Source organism: Pseudomonas purpurea (assembly GCF_039908635.1).
Taxonomy (GTDB): domain Bacteria; phylum Pseudomonadota; class Gammaproteobacteria; order Pseudomonadales; family Pseudomonadaceae; genus Aquipseudomonas; species Aquipseudomonas purpurea.
On the sequence record NZ_CP150918.1, the window covers coordinates 1,813,003 to 1,827,469 of the forward strand.

Genomic DNA, 14,467 nt, shown 5'->3' on the forward strand with positions numbered 1-14,467 from the left:
TCGTCATGGCTTTAACAGTAAACACTAACGTTACATCGCTGGGTGTTCAGAAGAACCTGAACCGCGCATCCGACGCTCTGTCGACTTCGATGACTCGTCTGTCTTCCGGTCTGAAAATCAACAGCGCCAAAGACGACGCTGCCGGCCTGCAGATCGCTACTCGTATGACTTCGCAAATCCGTGGTCAGACCATGGCTATCAAAAACGCCAACGACGGTGTTTCGATCGCTCAGACCGCTGAAGGCGCTCTGCAAGAGTCGAGCAACATCCTGCAGCGTATGCGTGAAATCGCACTGCAATCGCGAAACGACTCGAACGGTACTGCTGACCGTACCGCTCTGGACAAAGAATTCATTCAGTCGACCGCTGAACTGACTCGTATTGCTCAGTCGACCAACCTGAACGGTAAAGCGCTGATCGACGGTACTGCTGGTGCAATGCAGTTCCAGGTTGGTTCGAACACTTCGTCCGACAACCAGATCACTCTGACCCTGTCGACCAGCTTCGACGCCAGCGCCCTGGGCATGACCGGTACCACCATTTCCGGCGTTTCCAACGCAGCTAACCACAGCTCCGTTGACGCTGCGATCTCGGCTATCGACAACGCTCTGGCAAAAATCAACGCCACTCGCGCTGACCTGGGTGCTGCTCAAAACCGTTTCTCCAGCACCATCTCCAACCTGGAAAACATCAACCTGAACGCTGATGCTGCACGTAGCCGCGTACAAGATACCGACTTCGCTTCTGAAACTGCACAGCTGACCAAGCAACAAACTCTGCAACAAGCTTCCACCGCAGTTCTGGCCCAGGCCAACCAACTGCCGTCCGCTGTACTGAAACTGCTTCAGTAATAGCTGACTAAGCTTTGGCGGGGGAGTGCGCTTGTCGTGCTCTCCCGTTTTTTACATTAAGAGGTGATGGACATGGATATGAGCGTGAAGCTGAACTTGTCTTATCCAGCGGCCAAGCCGGCGACGCATGTTGCTGACAAGCCAGTGGAAAAGCCTCGAGCAGACGCTGCGCTGAGCGTGGCGGCGGCTGTCAAGGATGATCGTAAAGGCGAGCAGGCCGAACGGGACAAGCTGAAAATGGCGGTCCAGGAAATTGAAAAATTCGTTCAATCGGTCAAGCGCAACCTGGAGTTCTCGATCGACGAGCCCTCCGGCCAAGTAGTGGTCAAAGTGATTGCCAGTGACTCGGGTGAGGTGGTTCGCCAAATCCCCAATGAAGAAGTCCTGAAGCTGGCAAACAGTTTGAATGATGCAAGCAGCCTGTTGTTCAGCGCGAAAGTCTGACAGCTGGCACGAATATTGTTGCTATGTTCTTTTGGGCTTTGTAGTGGTCAAAAGACCGGCGACAGACTGAAAGGGAGATCCACATGGCAAGTCCGATTCTACCGGGCACTGGTTTAGGCTCAGGCATTGATACCGGTGCCATCGTAAAAGCCTTGGTCAACGCTGACAAAGCGGCCAAGCAAACCCAGATCGACCGTCAGACCACGGCCAATACCGCGAAAATCTCTGCGATGGGCAGCCTGAAAAGTGCTCTGGCGGGTTTTCAGGCGACGATGAAGGGTCTCGGTGATCTGCAAAACCCTCAGTTTCTCGGTTTTGCCGCCAGCTCCAGTGATGCCAAGCAGGTCACGGCGACGGCCAGTGGCGATGCAGTCAGCGGCAACTATATGGTCACGGTTCAAAGCCTGGCTACTTCGTCAAAAGTTGCCACTGCTGCGTTTTCGGGTGGCACTTCCAGTCCGATTGCGGCTGGTACGCTGACCATCACTCAGGGTGGTGTCAATAGTCCGGTCACTATCCCGACTGGTGCGACCCTGCAGTCCGTGCGCGATGCGATCAATACCCAGATGCTGGGCAAGGGCGTGACTGCCAACATCGTGACTGACTCCTTTGGTTCCCGCTTGGTGGTGGGTTCAAACACTACGGGTGCAGGTACCGATATCACGCTCAGCGGTATCGCCGGCCTGGAAATTACGGCTGGCCAGCAATTGGGTGGTACCCCGACAGCTACCTCGGCGGGGGCTATTGGTGAGTTTGCAAAGGATGCGGCGTTCACTGTTGACGGAATGAAGCTGACCAGCAAAACCAATACCGTGGACAAGGCTATTTCCGGATTGACGCTTAACCTGCAGGCAGTGACGCCTGCTGGTGGTGCTGCTGTGTCGGTCGTCGTCTCGCCGAACACCGAGGGTTTGAGAAAATCCCTTCAGTCCTTCGTTGATGCCTACAACCTGGTTGTGACCAACGTCACCAGCCTGACCAAGCCTTCGATGGACGATGACGGCAAGCCGACCATTCCAGCTGCGCTGACGGGTGACCCGATAGCGCGAAGCATCCTGGCGGCGATCCGTGAGCCTTTGGTGACCCCGGGCGCCGGTGACAAGCTGACCGTGCTTTCCCAGTTGGGGATCACCACCAACCAGAAAACCGGTGCTCTGGACTTTGACAGCGTCAAGTTTGGCAAGGCAACGAATGCCCAGGCGTTGGGCAGTGAGGTACAGAAGCTGTTCCTGGGCGACCCTACTGCGACCGGCGAAGCGGCCAAAGGGCTGCTGTCGCGCATGGATGCGGTGATTGTCCCTTACACCGTGACGGGTAAGGAGGGCATCCTTGATTCGCGCTCCAACAACCTGGCCAAGGTCAAGAACGAACTGGGTAATCAGCAGTTGGCTCTGGATCGTCGTGTCGAGACATTGACGGCGATGCTGACCAAGAAGTACAACGACATGGATACCCTGGTCGGCAAGTTGAAAGCCACTGCGAGCAACATCACCTCGATGTTCGATGCGATGAATGCGCAGAAAAAAGGCTGATACCCTGATAGCGCCAAAAGCCCGGCAGCGTTTTATGACGCTCCGGGCTTTTTGCTTTTGGTCTAAAGTTTTTTGACGCCGTGTCGATACGCTGTCTATACGAACACTTGAGTTTTGATGAGGTACAACATGAATCCGATGTTAGCCCTTCGCCAGTACCAGAAGATTGGCGCTCAGGCCCAGACGTCTGAAGCCAGCCCCCATCGTCTTGTGCAGATGTTGATGGAAGGTGGTCTGGATCGCATTGCCCAGGCCCGGGGTGCGATGGAGCGCAAGGATATTCCCGGCAGAGGCATCCTGATCGGCAAGGCCATCGGCATTATCGGCGGGTTGCGTGAAGGCCTGGATCTGGAAAACTCGGTTGAATCGGTCGGTGAGCTGGATAACCTCTACACCTACATGATGAAGCGTTTGACCGAAGCTAACCTGAAGGCAGATCCAAAGATTCTCGACGAAGTCGCCGGTTTGCTTCGCACGGTCAAAGATGGCTGGGATGCCATTGCCGCGCCAGGTCCGCAGTTTTAAGGAGATCACCATGAGTCTTGTATTGCAGCGTATCGAACACACCCGTGAGGCCTTGGTCGGTGCTTTGGCCGAGCGCAACTGGGAAGCCATCGGTCAACTGGACCTGGCTTGCCGTTCCTGCATGGAAGACGTCTTGAGTGAAGCGGCGGTGGACGAAGTGGCCTTGCGTGACAATCTTGAGGAGTTGCTGGCGGTTTATCGGCAGCTATTGGAGGCTGCGACAGGTGAGCGTCAGGCAATAGTCGACGAGATGTCGCAGATCCATCAAGCACAGAGCGCGGCAAAGGTTTACCATCTGTTTGGTTAATCCTCAGTTAATCCAAACGTAGTGCGCCATAAATTTGACTGTGCACGGTTTTTTGACTTAACTAGTGGCTGTTTGAAGATTTCAGGCGTCTATCAGGCACAAGGTGTCTGCAAGCGTCTAGCTTGCCCCCCTTATTTCGGGCATTGAGTTGACTAGGGAAGTTGCTATTGCATGTGGCGTGAAACCAAAATTCTGCTGATTGATGACGATAGCGTCCGCCGCCGCGACCTGGCGGTGATTTTAAATTTTCTTGGCGAAGAAAATTTACCTTGCGGTAGCCACGACTGGCAGCAAGCTGTCGGCTCTTTGTCATCAAGTCGCGAAGTCATCTGTGTCCTTATCGGGACCGTAAATGCTCCTGGCGCACTTCCGGGCCTGTTAAAGACACTCTCGACCTGGGATGAGTTCCTTCCGGTTTTGTTAATGGGCGATAATTCTTCCGTTGACCTGCCGGATGACCAGCGTCGTCGGGTGCTTTCGACCCTGGAAATGCCACCCAGCTACAGCAAGTTGCTGGACTCGCTGCACCGCGCCCAGGTCTATCGCGAGATGTATGACCAGGCCCGCGAACGCGGCCGTCATCGTGAACCCAATCTTTTTCGTAGCCTTGTCGGCACCAGTCGGGCGATTCAGCACGTCCGGCAAATGATGCAGCAGGTCGCCGACACTGACGCCAGTGTGTTGATCCTCGGCGAGTCGGGCACCGGTAAGGAAGTGGTTGCGCGAAACCTGCACTATCACTCCAAGCGACGTGACGCGCCATTTGTGCCGGTCAACTGCGGCGCCATTCCGGCCGAACTGCTCGAAAGCGAGTTGTTTGGGCATGAGAAGGGCGCATTTACCGGAGCGATCACCAGTCGTGCCGGGCGTTTTGAGCTGGCCAATGGCGGCACGCTGTTCCTCGATGAAATCGGCGACATGCCGCTGCCGATGCAGGTCAAGTTGCTGCGGGTGTTGCAGGAGCGGACCTTCGAGCGCGTGGGGAGTAACAAGACCCAGAGCGTCGATGTGCGAATCATTGCGGCGACCCACAAAAACCTCGAGAGCATGATCGAGGTCGGCAGCTTCCGCGAAGACCTGTACTACCGTTTGAACGTGTTCCCGATCGAAATGGCGCCCCTGCGCGAGCGCGTCGAAGATATTCCGTTGCTGATGAACGAGCTGATCTCGCGCATGGAGCATGAGAAGCGCGGCTCCATTCGTTTCAACTCTGCAGCGATCATGTCGCTGTGCCGCCACGGCTGGCCGGGCAACGTCCGCGAGCTGGCCAACCTGGTGGAGCGCATGGCGATCATGCACCCGTACGGGGTGATCGGCGTGGTCGAATTACCGAAGAAATTCCGCTATGTCGACGATGAAGACGAGCAATTGGTCGACAGCCTGCGCAGTGATCTTGAAGAGCGTGTGGCGATCAACGGCCATACGCCGGACTTCACCGCCAATGCGATGCTGCCGCCCGAAGGGCTGGACCTCAAGGACTACCTCGGGGGGCTGGAGCAGGGCCTGATTCAGCAGGCGCTGGATGATGCCAATGGCATCGTGGCGCGGGCTGCCGAGCGTCTGCGTATTCGTCGTACCACGTTAGTGGAGAAGATGCGCAAGTACGGCATGAGCCGGCGTGATGGTGACGAACAGGCGGATGATTGACGCCTGTTTTTCAAGTCGCTGATAAATAAGCGATTTTTTTTAGGCACGGGTATTGCTACATCTCTTGCTACGTTCCGTTTAACTGACGGTCAGCCACGCGAGAGAGCACGATGCCCCAAGCCGCCCAGATGTCTCCTGTCCCAGACGCCTCGGGGCAAACCTCGTCCGTAGAACAGGTAAGTCGGCAAGGTCTTGAGCAGGCTTTTTCCCTGTTTAACCAGATGTCGAGCCAGTTGACCGACTCCTACAGCCTGCTTGAAGCGCGCGTCACTGAACTCAAGGGTGAGTTGGCAGTGGTCAGTGCCCAGCGCATGCAGGAGTTGGCGGAAAAAGAGCGGCTGGCCAATCGGCTGCAAAACCTCCTTGATCTGTTGCCGGGTGGCGTGATCGTGATCGATGCGCACGGCATTGTGCGCGAAGCCAATCCTGCTGCCTGCGACATGCTCGGCTTGCCCCTTGAGGGTGAGCTGTGGCGTCAGGTGATCGCTCGCAGTTTTGCTCCTCGTGAAGATGACGGTCATGAAATCTCCCTCAAGGACGGTCGGCGCGTGTCGATCGCCACGCGCTCGCTGGATGCCGAGCCTGGGCAGTTGGTGTTGCTCAATGACCTGACTGAAACCCGTCACTTGCAGGATCAGCTCGCGCGCCACGAGCGCTTGTCTTCCCTGGGGCGCATGGTGGCGTCGCTGGCTCACCAGATTCGCACGCCGTTGTCCGCCGCCTTGCTGTACGCCAGTCATTTGACTGAGCAGGAGCTGCCGGTTGCGACTCAGCAGCGTTTTGCCGGTCGCTTGAAAGAGCGTTTGCATGAGCTGGAGCATCAGGTCCGCGACATGCTGGTCTTTGCTCGCGGCGAGTTGCCCTTGACTGATCGCGTGACGCCCAAGGCATTGATGCAGTCGCTGCAGTCGGCGGCGCTGACCCATGTTCAGGGGCTGTCGGTGCGCTGGCAGTGCGACAGTCATGAGGGTGAGTTGCTGTGCAATCGCGACACGCTGGTGGGGGCTGTGCTGAACCTGGTTGAAAACGCGATTCAGGCCAGCAGCGATGATGTTCGGCTCAAAGTGCATGTCTACGCCCGCGAAAATACGCTGCGTGTGTGTGTCAGCGACAGTGGTGTCGGGATCGACGAGTCTGTGCTCGCGCGTTTGGGCGAGCCATTTTTCACCACCAAGACTACTGGCACCGGCCTTGGGCTGACCGTGGTCAAGGCGGTAGCCCGTGCACATCAAGGAGAATTGCGCCTGCGCTCGCGGGTGGGTCGCGGCACGTGTGCGATGGTGATCCTGCCGTTGTTTTCCAGCGCACAAGGAGTGGAGTGAAGGGCATGGCAATCAAGGTTTTACTGGTCGAGGATGACCGCGCGTTACGCGAGGCGCTGGCCGACACGCTGGTATTGGCCGGGCATGACTATAAGGCCGTTGGATCGGCCGAAGAGGCGCTGGACGCTGTTGCCGACGAGGCGTTCAATCTGGTGGTCAGTGACGTGAACATGCCGGGCATGGATGGCCATCAGTTGTTGGGCTTGTTGCGGGTGCGTCAGCCGCAATTGCCGGTGTTACTCATGACCGCGCACGGTGCGGTCGAGCGTGCGGTCGACGCCATGCGTCAGGGGGCGGCGGATTATCTGGTCAAGCCGTTCGAGCCCAAGGCTTTGCTTGATCTGGTGGCGCGCCATGCGCTGGGGTGTCTGGGCATTGCGGATGGCGACGGTCCGGTGGCGTTTGAGCCGGCCAGCGCTCAGTTGCTGGAGTTGGCGGCGAGAGTGGCGCGCAGTGATTCGACCGTGTTGATTTCCGGTGAATCCGGCACGGGCAAGGAGGTGTTGGCGCGCTACATCCATCAGCATTCTCATCGCGCGAGTCAGCCGTTCATTGCGATCAACTGTGCGGCGATTCCCGACAACATGCTTGAAGCCACCCTGTTCGGTCATGAGAAGGGTTCGTTCACCGGTGCCATCGCTGCCCAGGCCGGCAAGTTCGAACAGGCGGATGGCGGGACCATTCTGCTCGACGAAATTTCCGAGATGCCCTTGGGGTTGCAGGCCAAGCTGCTGCGTGTGTTGCAGGAGCGTGAAGTGGAGCGCGTCGGTGCGCGCAAACCGATCACGCTGGATATCCGCGTGGTGGCCACGACTAACCGCGACCTTGCGGGTGAGGTGGCGGCGGGGCGTTTTCGCGAAGATCTCTATTATCGCCTGTCGGTTTTCCCGCTGGCCTGGCGGCCATTGCGCGAGCGTACCGCCGACATCCTGCCGCTGGCCGAGCGTCTGCTGGCAAAACACGTCAATAAAATGAAGCATGCGGCCGCCAAATTGTCGGCCGAGGCGCAGGCGTGTCTGATCGCTTATCCGTGGCCGGGCAATGTGCGTGAGTTGGACAATGCCATTCAGCGAGCGTTGATTCTGCAGCAGGGTGGCTTGATTCAGCCGGAAGATTTTTGCCTGGCGGGGCCGGTGGCCTGTGCACCTTTGCCGGCGCTGTCATCTGTGCCGGTGCGCGCCGTCGAGGTTGAGGGCGAGTCGGCCGGTGCGCTGGGTGATGATCTGCGTCGTCGCGAGTTCCAGATGATTATCGACACGCTGCGCGCCGAGCGCGGTCGGCGCAAGGAAGCGGCCGAGCGGTTGGGCATCAGCCCGCGGACCTTGCGCTACAAGTTGGCGCAAATGCGTGACGCGGGCATGGATGTCGAGGCGTATCTGTTCGCCACCTGAATCGTTCATTGAAAAAGCCCAGGACGGGCTTTTGTTAGGCGTGGCCATGGAGCTGGCACCCTTGTTGCTAACACCTCACTATCCGCCGAGTGAGTGTCAAAAAATTGCGGGTCGTCAGAGAGAATAGACCATGAGCCAAGGTATTGAATTTAATCGATTGATGTTGGACATGCGCTCCATGCAAATGGACGCCATGGCCCAGCCTAAATCGGCTGTCGCGGTCCCGGAGATGGGCGGCAGCAGCTTTTCCGACATGCTCGGTCAGGCCGTCAATAAAGTGAACGACACCCAGCAGGCATCCACTCAGTTGGCCAGTGCCTTCGAGATCGGCAAAAGCGGCGTCGACCTGACGGACGTGATGATTTCCTCACAGAAGGCCAGCGTGTCTTTTCAGGCGTTGACCCAAGTACGCAACAAATTGGTTCAGGCATACCAAGACATCATGCAGATGCCGGTTTAAGGACGAGATTGAGTCATGGCAGAAGCAGTCGCCGATAACGTTCCGGCCAAGGTCACCCCCGTAGACGGCAAACCGCCGCTATTTGGTCTGTCCTTCCTGGAAAACCTCTCCGAAATGACCGTGCTGCGTCAGGTAGGCCTTTTGGTCGGCCTGGCTGCGAGCGTGGCGATTGGATTTGCCGTCGTGTTGTGGTCGCAGCAACCCGATTATCGGCCACTGTACGGCAGCCTTGCCGGCATGGACGCCAAGCAGGTCATGGATACCCTGGCTGGCGCCGACATTCCCTATACCGTAGAACCCAACTCTGGCGCCTTGCTGGTCAAGGCCGATGATCTGTCGCGTGCGCGGCTCAAGCTTGCCGCTGCCGGTGTCACTCCCAGCGACGGCAACATCGGTTTCGAGATTCTCGACAAGGACCAGGGCCTGGGCACCAGTCAGTTCATGGAGGCGACACGTTACCGTCGTGGCCTTGAAGGTGAACTGGCGCGGACCATTTCCAGCCTGAACAACGTCAAGGGTGCGCGTGTGCACCTGGCGATTCCGAAAAGTTCGGTGTTCGTTCGTGACGAGCGCAAGCCAAGTGCTTCGGTTCTGGTCGAGCTGTACTCCGGTCGTTCGCTGGAGCCAGGCCAGGTCGTCGCCATCGTCAATCTGGTGGCGACCAGCGTTCCGGAGCTGAGCAAGTCGCAAATCACCGTGGTCGACCAGAAGGGCAACCTGCTCTCCGATCAGGCGGAACACTCTGAACTGACCATGGCCGGCAAGCAGTTCGATTACAGCCGTCGCATGGAAAGCATGCTCACCCAGCGTGTGCACAATATCCTGCAACCGGTACTGGGCAACGACCGCTACAAGGCTGAAGTGTCGGCCGACGTCGATTTCAGTGCCGTCGAATCCACTTCCGAGCAGTTCAACCCGGATCAGCCGGCGTTGCGCAGCGAGCAGTCGGTCAACGAACAGCGTACCGCCAGCAATGGCCCGCAAGGCGTGCCGGGTGCCCTGAGCAACCAGCCGCCATCGCCGGCCTCCGCGCCGCAAACCACCGGTGGCGCCACTGCGTCGGCCGGCATGGTGCAGCCAGGCCAGCCGTTGCTTGATGCCAATGGTCAGCAAATCATGGACCCGGCCACCGGCCAGCCTATGCTTGCACCGTACCCGGCAGACAAGCGTCAACAATCCACCAAGAACTTCGAGCTTGATCGCTCCATCAGCCACACCAAGCAGCAGCAGGGGCGTTTGAATCGCCTGTCGGTTGCGGTGGTGGTCGATGATCAGGTCAAGGTCAGCGCCGCCAACGGTGAAACCACCCGTGCACCGTGGAGCGCCGACGAATTGGCACGCTTCACGCGCCTGGTGCAGGATGCGGTCGGCTTCGATGCCAGCCGGGGTGACAGCGTCAGCGTGATCAACGTGCCGTTCTCGGCGGATCGCGGTGAAGTGATTGCCGACATCCCGTTCTACTCTCAGCCATGGTTCTGGGATGTAGTGAAACAAGTGCTGGGTGTGCTGTTCATCCTGGTGCTGGTGTTCGGTGTGCTGCGTCCGGTGCTCAACAACATCACCGGTGGCGGCAAGGACAAGCAATTGGCTGGCCTGGGCAACGACATGGAACTTGGCGGCATGGGCGGCCTGGATGGCGAGCTGTCGAACGACCGTGTCAGCCTCGGTGGTCCGCAAAGCATTCTGCTGCCTAGCCCGAGCGAAGGCTATGACGCACAGTTGAACGCCATCAAGAGTCTGGTAGCAGAAGACCCGGGCCGAGTGGCTCAGGTCGTGAAAGAGTGGATTAACGCAGATGACTGATAACCGAGCCGTTGTTGCGAAACTCACCCGGGTCGACAAAGCCGCGATTCTGCTGCTGTCCCTGGGGTCTACCGACGCTGCGCAGGTGCTGCGCCACATGGGGCCCAAAGAGGTTCAGCGCGTGGGTGTGGCCATGGCGCAGATGGGCAATGTGCACCGCGAGCAGGTCGAGCAGGTGATGAGCGAGTTCGTCGACATCGTCGGCGATCAGACCAGCCTGGGCGTCGGTTCCGATGACTATGTCCGTAAAATGCTGACCCAGGCATTGGGCGAAGACAAGGCCAACGGCCTGATCGATCGCATCCTGCTGGGCGGCAACACCAGTGGCCTGGACAGCCTGAAATGGATGGAACCGCGCGCCGTCGCGGACGTCATCCGTTACGAGCACCCGCAGATTCAAGCGATTGTCGTGGCGTACCTGGACCCGGATCAGGCCGGCGAAGTGCTCGGCAACTTCGACCACAAAGTGCGCCTGGACATCATCTTGCGGGTTTCCTCGCTGAACACCGTTCAGCCGGCGGCCCTGAAAGAACTCAACCAGATTCTCGAGAAGCAGTTCTCCGGCAACTCGAATGCCTCGCGCACCACCCTGGGTGGTATCAAGCGCGCTGCTGATATCATGAACTTCCTCGACAGCTCGATCGAAGGCCAGTTGATGGATTCGATTCGCGAAGTCGACGAAGACCTGTCCGGTCAGATCGAAGACCTCATGTTCGTCTTCAACAACCTGTCCGATGTCGATGACCGCGGAATTCAGGCACTGTTGCGCGAAGTGTCCTCGGACGTTCTGGTTCTGGCCCTCAAGGGCTCCGACGAAGGCGTCAAAGAGAAGATCTTCAAGAACATGTCCAAGCGTGCGGCCGAACTGTTGCGCGACGACCTCGAGGCCAAGGGCCCGGTGCGCGTCAGCGACGTCGAAACCGCGCAGAAAGAAATCCTCACCATTGCCCGCCGTATGGCCGAAGCCGGAGAAATCGTTCTCGGCGGGAAGGGCGGCGAAGAGATGATTTGAGGTCATGCTCATGGTGATTGACGCACCTGCCTTCGACCCTCTGGGTCGGGGGCTGCGGCCGTCCCCGTGTGCATTGCAGGATTTGGCAGGGAAGCACCCATTCCCTGCATCCCGCGCCGTGTCAGGCGCGACCCCGGACTCCAACTCGCGTCACCTATGAGCATGACCTCTATGTCGTCCAAGAATGATGAGCTGCCTACCGACCTGATCCGTGCCAAGGACGTCGGTGGTTTTGACATCTGGTCGTTGCCCAGTTTCGACCCGCATGTACCCGAGCCGGAACCTGAGCCGGAACCCGAGCCGCCAGAGATGGAGGAAGTGCCGCTGGAAGAAGTCCAGCCACTGACCCTCGAAGAGCTCGAGAGCATTCGCCAGGAAGCCTATAACGAAGGTTTCGCCACGGGTGAAAAAGAAGGCTTTCACAGCACCACGCTCAAGGTTCGCCAGGAAGCGGAAGTGGTTCTGGCCGCGAAAATCGCCAACCTTGAACAACTGATGGGGCATCTTTTCGAGCCGATTGCCGAGCAGGACACGCAGATCGAAAAGTCGCTGGTCGGGTTGGTCCAGCACATTGCCAAGCAAGTGATTCAGCGCGAATTGGCCATCGATTCGGGTCAGATCGAACACGTCATGCGTGAGGCGCTCAAGCTGCTGCCGCTGGGTGTCGGGAATGTGCGACTGTACATCAATCCGCAGGATTTCGAGCAGGTCAAAGCCCTGCGCGAGCGCCATGAAGAAACCTGGCGCATCGTTGAAGACGAAGCGCTGTTGCCGGGCGGTTGCCGGGTTGAAACCGATCATAGTCGTATCGATGCAACCATCGAGACGCGCATCAGCCAGATCATGGCCAAGCTTTTCGATCAGTTGCACGACCAGGCATTGCATCCGGCACCGGCTGATTTGAGCCTTGAGTTGCCGGATGCTGAAGCGCCGCCGATGGCTCAAGAGCCACTGGACATCGCCGATGCGCCTTGATCGCACCAGTTTCGGCAAGCGCCTGAGCACTTACGCCGAGGCCACCGAATTGCCGGGCCAGCCGATTCTTGAAGGTCGGTTGTTGCGCATGGTCGGCCTTACACTTGAAGCTGAAGGGCTGCGCGCCGCCATGGGCAGCCGCTGCATGGTCATCAACGACGACAGTTACCACCCGGTGCAGGTTGAAGCTGAGGTCATGGGGTTTTCCGGCAGCAAGGTATTCCTGATGCCGGTTGGCAGCGTTGCCGGTATTGCGCCGGGCGCCCGCGTGGTGCCGCTGGCCGATACCGGTCGTTTGCCGATGGGCATGAGCATGCTCGGGCGGGTGCTCGATGGCGCCGGTCGGGCGCTGGATGGCAAGGGCGGGATGAAAGCCGAAGACTGGGTGCCGATGGACGGTCCCACCATCAACCCGCTCAAGCGTGACCCGATCAGCCAGCCGCTGGATGTAGGTATTCGCAGCATCAACGGTTTGTTGACGGTCGGTCGCGGCCAGCGGCTCGGGCTGTTCGCCGGTACGGGCGTCGGTAAAAGTGTGCTACTGGGCATGATGACCCGGTTTACCGAAGCCGACATTATCGTGGTCGGGTTGATCGGCGAGCGGGGTCGTGAGGTTAAGGAATTCATCGAGCATATCCTCGGTGAAGAAGGGCTCAAGCGTTCGGTGGTGGTGGCGTCCCCGGCGGACGATGCACCGCTGATGCGCTTGCGGGCCGCGATGTACTGCACGCGGATCGCCGAGTATTTCCGCGACAAGGGCAAGAACGTCCTGTTGCTGATGGACTCGCTGACCCGTTTCGCCCAGGCCCAGCGGGAAATCGCGCTGGCCATTGGTGAGCCGCCAGCGACCAAGGGGTATCCGCCCTCGGTGTTCGCCAAGCTGCCGAAGTTGGTGGAGCGTGCCGGTAACGCGGAGGCGGGCGGAGGTTCGATCACCGCGTTCTACACCGTGCTGTCCGAAGGCGACGACCAACAGGACCCGATTGCGGACGCCGCGCGAGGTGTGCTCGACGGGCACATTGTGCTCTCGCGGCGACTGGCTGAAGAGGGGCACTATCCGGCAATCGATATTGAAGCGTCGATCAGCCGGGTCATGCCTTCGGTGGTGACGCCGGAGCACATGAAGCGTGCGCAGTTCTTCAAGCAGCTCTGGTCGCGTTATCAGCAAAGTCGCGACCTCATTAGCGTGGGGGCCTACGTGGCGGGCGGTGACCGGGAAACCGATACGGCGATTTCCCTGCAGCCATCAATGCTGGTTTATCTGCGCCAGGGCCTGAATGACAACATCAGCCTGGGGGAAAGCCAGGCTCATCTCGAGTCGGTCTTCGCTCCTGTGGCAGGCGGCTAAGCGGATATGGCCCAGTCTCGTGCTACGCGTCTGGCTCCGGTGGTGGACATGGCCGAAAAGGCCGAGAAAACCGCCGTCCAGCGTCTTGGGTACTTTCAGGGACAGGTTCGCCTGGCGGAAAGCAAGCTCGGGGACCTCGAGGGGTTTCGACTCGAGTACCTGGAGCGATGGGTCGAGCGAGGCCGCAATGGCGTCTCGGGAGAGTGGTTGCTGGGGTATCAGGGGTTTCTCGCTCAACTGGGTACGGCCGTCGATCAGCAGCGTCAAAGCCTGGCCTGGCACCAGAACAACCTCGATCAGGCGCGGGATGCCTGGCAGCAGGCGTTCGCCAGGGTCGAAGGCTTGCGCAAGCTGGTTCAGCGTTACATCGACGAGGCGCGCCAGCTTGAAGACAAGCGCGAGCAGAAGCTGCTCGATGAGCTTTCCCAGCGTCTTCCCCGCCAGAATCCTTATTAAGCAGGGCGTTTGTCTGGTGCGGGTTGCCCATGTTCATGTGGGGTGCTAAACCTTGTAGACGTTGCCAATGACAAGGAAGCCCTAGCATGTCAGTCGTTACAGAAGTCTCGCCGGATGGGCAAAAGCTGACGATCTCGATCAAGGGTCGGTTCGATTTCGGCAAGCATCAGGAATTTCGTGATTCTTACGAAAAATTCGTCAAGAAACCCAACTCCGTTGTGGTCGATCTGAAAGAGGCGACCTACCTCGACAGCTCGGCGCTGGGGATGCTCCTGTTGCTGCGCGACCATGCCGGGGGCGACGACTCGGACATTCGAGTGGTCAACAGCAGCTCGGATGTGAAGAAGATCCTGGCAATCTCCAATTTCGACAAGCTTTTCGACATCAGTTGATC

Annotated in this window: 15 protein-coding genes; all 15 read left to right on the plus strand. The window is 58.7% G+C overall.

Annotated elements, in window-relative coordinates; all coding sequences use genetic code 11:
• The first annotated feature begins 5 nt into the window (after window positions 1–5).
• The 15 genes from AABM54_RS08070 (at window position 6) to AABM54_RS08140 (ending at window position 14,465) form a co-directional block, all read left to right on the plus strand.
• Window positions 6–851, plus strand: coding sequence for a flagellin domain-containing protein (locus AABM54_RS08070; RefSeq protein WP_347904747.1), 846 nt, complete (start codon window positions 6–8; stop codon window positions 849–851).
• A gap of 72 nt (window positions 852–923) precedes the next feature.
• Window positions 924–1,295 carry a flagellar protein FlaG gene (locus AABM54_RS08075; RefSeq protein ID WP_347904748.1) on the plus strand — a complete coding sequence of 124 codons (372 nt, stop codon included), beginning with the start codon at window positions 924–926 and terminating at the stop codon, window positions 1,293–1,295.
• A gap of 83 nt (window positions 1,296–1,378) precedes the next feature.
• A complete protein-coding gene (gene fliD / locus AABM54_RS08080; RefSeq protein ID WP_347904750.1) occupies window positions 1,379–2,827 on the plus strand; it encodes a flagellar filament capping protein FliD in 1,449 nt (482 codons plus the stop codon).
• Between the two features lie 129 nt (window positions 2,828–2,956).
• Complete coding sequence (fliS, locus tag AABM54_RS08085) at window positions 2,957–3,352, plus strand: flagellar export chaperone FliS (RefSeq protein WP_347904752.1); 396 nt, start codon at window positions 2,957–2,959, stop codon at window positions 3,350–3,352.
• Between the two features lie 10 nt (window positions 3,353–3,362).
• Window positions 3,363–3,659, plus strand: coding sequence for a flagellar protein FliT (locus tag AABM54_RS08090; RefSeq protein ID WP_347904754.1), 297 nt, complete (start codon window positions 3,363–3,365; stop codon window positions 3,657–3,659).
• 171 nt (window positions 3,660–3,830) lie between these two features.
• Complete coding sequence (locus AABM54_RS08095; RefSeq protein WP_347904755.1) at window positions 3,831–5,306, plus strand: sigma-54 dependent transcriptional regulator; 1,476 nt, start codon at window positions 3,831–3,833, stop codon at window positions 5,304–5,306.
• A gap of 128 nt (window positions 5,307–5,434) precedes the next feature.
• On the plus strand, window positions 5,435–6,628 hold the full coding sequence (locus AABM54_RS08100; RefSeq protein ID WP_347904757.1) for an ATP-binding protein: 1,194 nt from the start codon (window positions 5,435–5,437) through the stop codon (window positions 6,626–6,628).
• A 5-nt stretch (window positions 6,629–6,633) separates the two neighbouring features.
• Window positions 6,634–8,019, plus strand: coding sequence for a sigma-54 dependent transcriptional regulator (locus AABM54_RS08105; protein ID WP_347904758.1), 1,386 nt, complete (start codon window positions 6,634–6,636; stop codon window positions 8,017–8,019).
• 130 nt (window positions 8,020–8,149) lie between these two features.
• The gene (gene fliE / locus AABM54_RS08110) at window positions 8,150–8,479 is read left to right on the plus strand and encodes a flagellar hook-basal body complex protein FliE (protein WP_347904760.1); all 330 of its coding nucleotides are present in this window, start codon (window positions 8,150–8,152) and stop codon (window positions 8,477–8,479) included.
• Between the two features lie 15 nt (window positions 8,480–8,494).
• Window positions 8,495–10,282, plus strand: coding sequence for a flagellar basal-body MS-ring/collar protein FliF (gene fliF, locus AABM54_RS08115; protein ID WP_347904762.1), 1,788 nt, complete (start codon window positions 8,495–8,497; stop codon window positions 10,280–10,282).
• Entirely contained in the window at window positions 10,275–11,294 is a 1,020-nt protein-coding gene (gene fliG, locus AABM54_RS08120) for a flagellar motor switch protein FliG (protein ID WP_347904764.1), read from the plus strand. Before fliF ends, fliG begins: the two co-directional genes overlap by 8 nt.
• A gap of 171 nt (window positions 11,295–11,465) precedes the next feature.
• Window positions 11,466–12,269: a flagellar assembly protein FliH gene (gene fliH / locus AABM54_RS08125; RefSeq protein WP_347904766.1), complete on the plus strand. Its 804-nt coding sequence runs from the start codon at window positions 11,466–11,468 to the stop codon at window positions 12,267–12,269.
• Window positions 12,259–13,617, plus strand: a complete 1,359-nt coding sequence (gene fliI / locus AABM54_RS08130; protein ID WP_347906152.1) for a flagellar protein export ATPase FliI — start codon at window positions 12,259–12,261, stop codon at window positions 13,615–13,617. Before fliH ends, fliI begins: the two co-directional genes overlap by 11 nt.
• Before the next feature lie 6 nt (window positions 13,618–13,623).
• The gene (gene fliJ / locus AABM54_RS08135; RefSeq protein WP_347904767.1) at window positions 13,624–14,073 is read left to right on the plus strand and encodes a flagellar export protein FliJ; all 450 of its coding nucleotides are present in this window, start codon (window positions 13,624–13,626) and stop codon (window positions 14,071–14,073) included.
• Window positions 14,074–14,159: 86 nt separating this feature from the next.
• Window positions 14,160–14,465 carry an STAS domain-containing protein gene (locus AABM54_RS08140; RefSeq protein WP_347904768.1) on the plus strand — a complete coding sequence of 102 codons (306 nt, stop codon included), beginning with the start codon at window positions 14,160–14,162 and terminating at the stop codon, window positions 14,463–14,465.
• Window positions 14,466–14,467: the final 2 nt, after the last annotated feature.

Coding starts and splice junctions, on each gene's coding strand:
- AABM54_RS08075 (WP_347904748.1), top strand. CDS start 924: ATGGATATGAGCGTGAAGCTGAACTTGTCTTATCCAGCGGCCAAGCCG.
- AABM54_RS08090 (WP_347904754.1), top strand. CDS start 3,363: ATGAGTCTTGTATTGCAGCGTATCGAACACACCCGTGAGGCCTTGGTC.
- AABM54_RS08140 (WP_347904768.1), top strand. CDS start 14,160: ATGTCAGTCGTTACAGAAGTCTCGCCGGATGGGCAAAAGCTGACGATC.
- fliG (WP_347904764.1), top strand. CDS start 10,275: ATGACTGATAACCGAGCCGTTGTTGCGAAACTCACCCGGGTCGACAAA.
- AABM54_RS08105 (WP_347904758.1), top strand. CDS start 6,634: ATGGCAATCAAGGTTTTACTGGTCGAGGATGACCGCGCGTTACGCGAG.
- AABM54_RS08070 (WP_347904747.1), top strand. CDS start 6: ATGGCTTTAACAGTAAACACTAACGTTACATCGCTGGGTGTTCAGAAG.
- fliH (WP_347904766.1), top strand. CDS start 11,466: ATGTCGTCCAAGAATGATGAGCTGCCTACCGACCTGATCCGTGCCAAG.
- AABM54_RS08100 (WP_347904757.1), top strand. CDS start 5,435: ATGTCTCCTGTCCCAGACGCCTCGGGGCAAACCTCGTCCGTAGAACAG.
- fliS (WP_347904752.1), top strand. CDS start 2,957: ATGAATCCGATGTTAGCCCTTCGCCAGTACCAGAAGATTGGCGCTCAG.
- fliF (WP_347904762.1), top strand. CDS start 8,495: ATGGCAGAAGCAGTCGCCGATAACGTTCCGGCCAAGGTCACCCCCGTA.
- fliD (WP_347904750.1), top strand. CDS start 1,379: ATGGCAAGTCCGATTCTACCGGGCACTGGTTTAGGCTCAGGCATTGAT.
- fliJ (WP_347904767.1), top strand. CDS start 13,624: ATGGCCCAGTCTCGTGCTACGCGTCTGGCTCCGGTGGTGGACATGGCC.
- AABM54_RS08095 (WP_347904755.1), top strand. CDS start 3,831: ATGTGGCGTGAAACCAAAATTCTGCTGATTGATGACGATAGCGTCCGC.
- fliE (WP_347904760.1), top strand. CDS start 8,150: ATGAGCCAAGGTATTGAATTTAATCGATTGATGTTGGACATGCGCTCC.
- fliI (WP_347906152.1), top strand. CDS start 12,259: ATGCGCCTTGATCGCACCAGTTTCGGCAAGCGCCTGAGCACTTACGCC.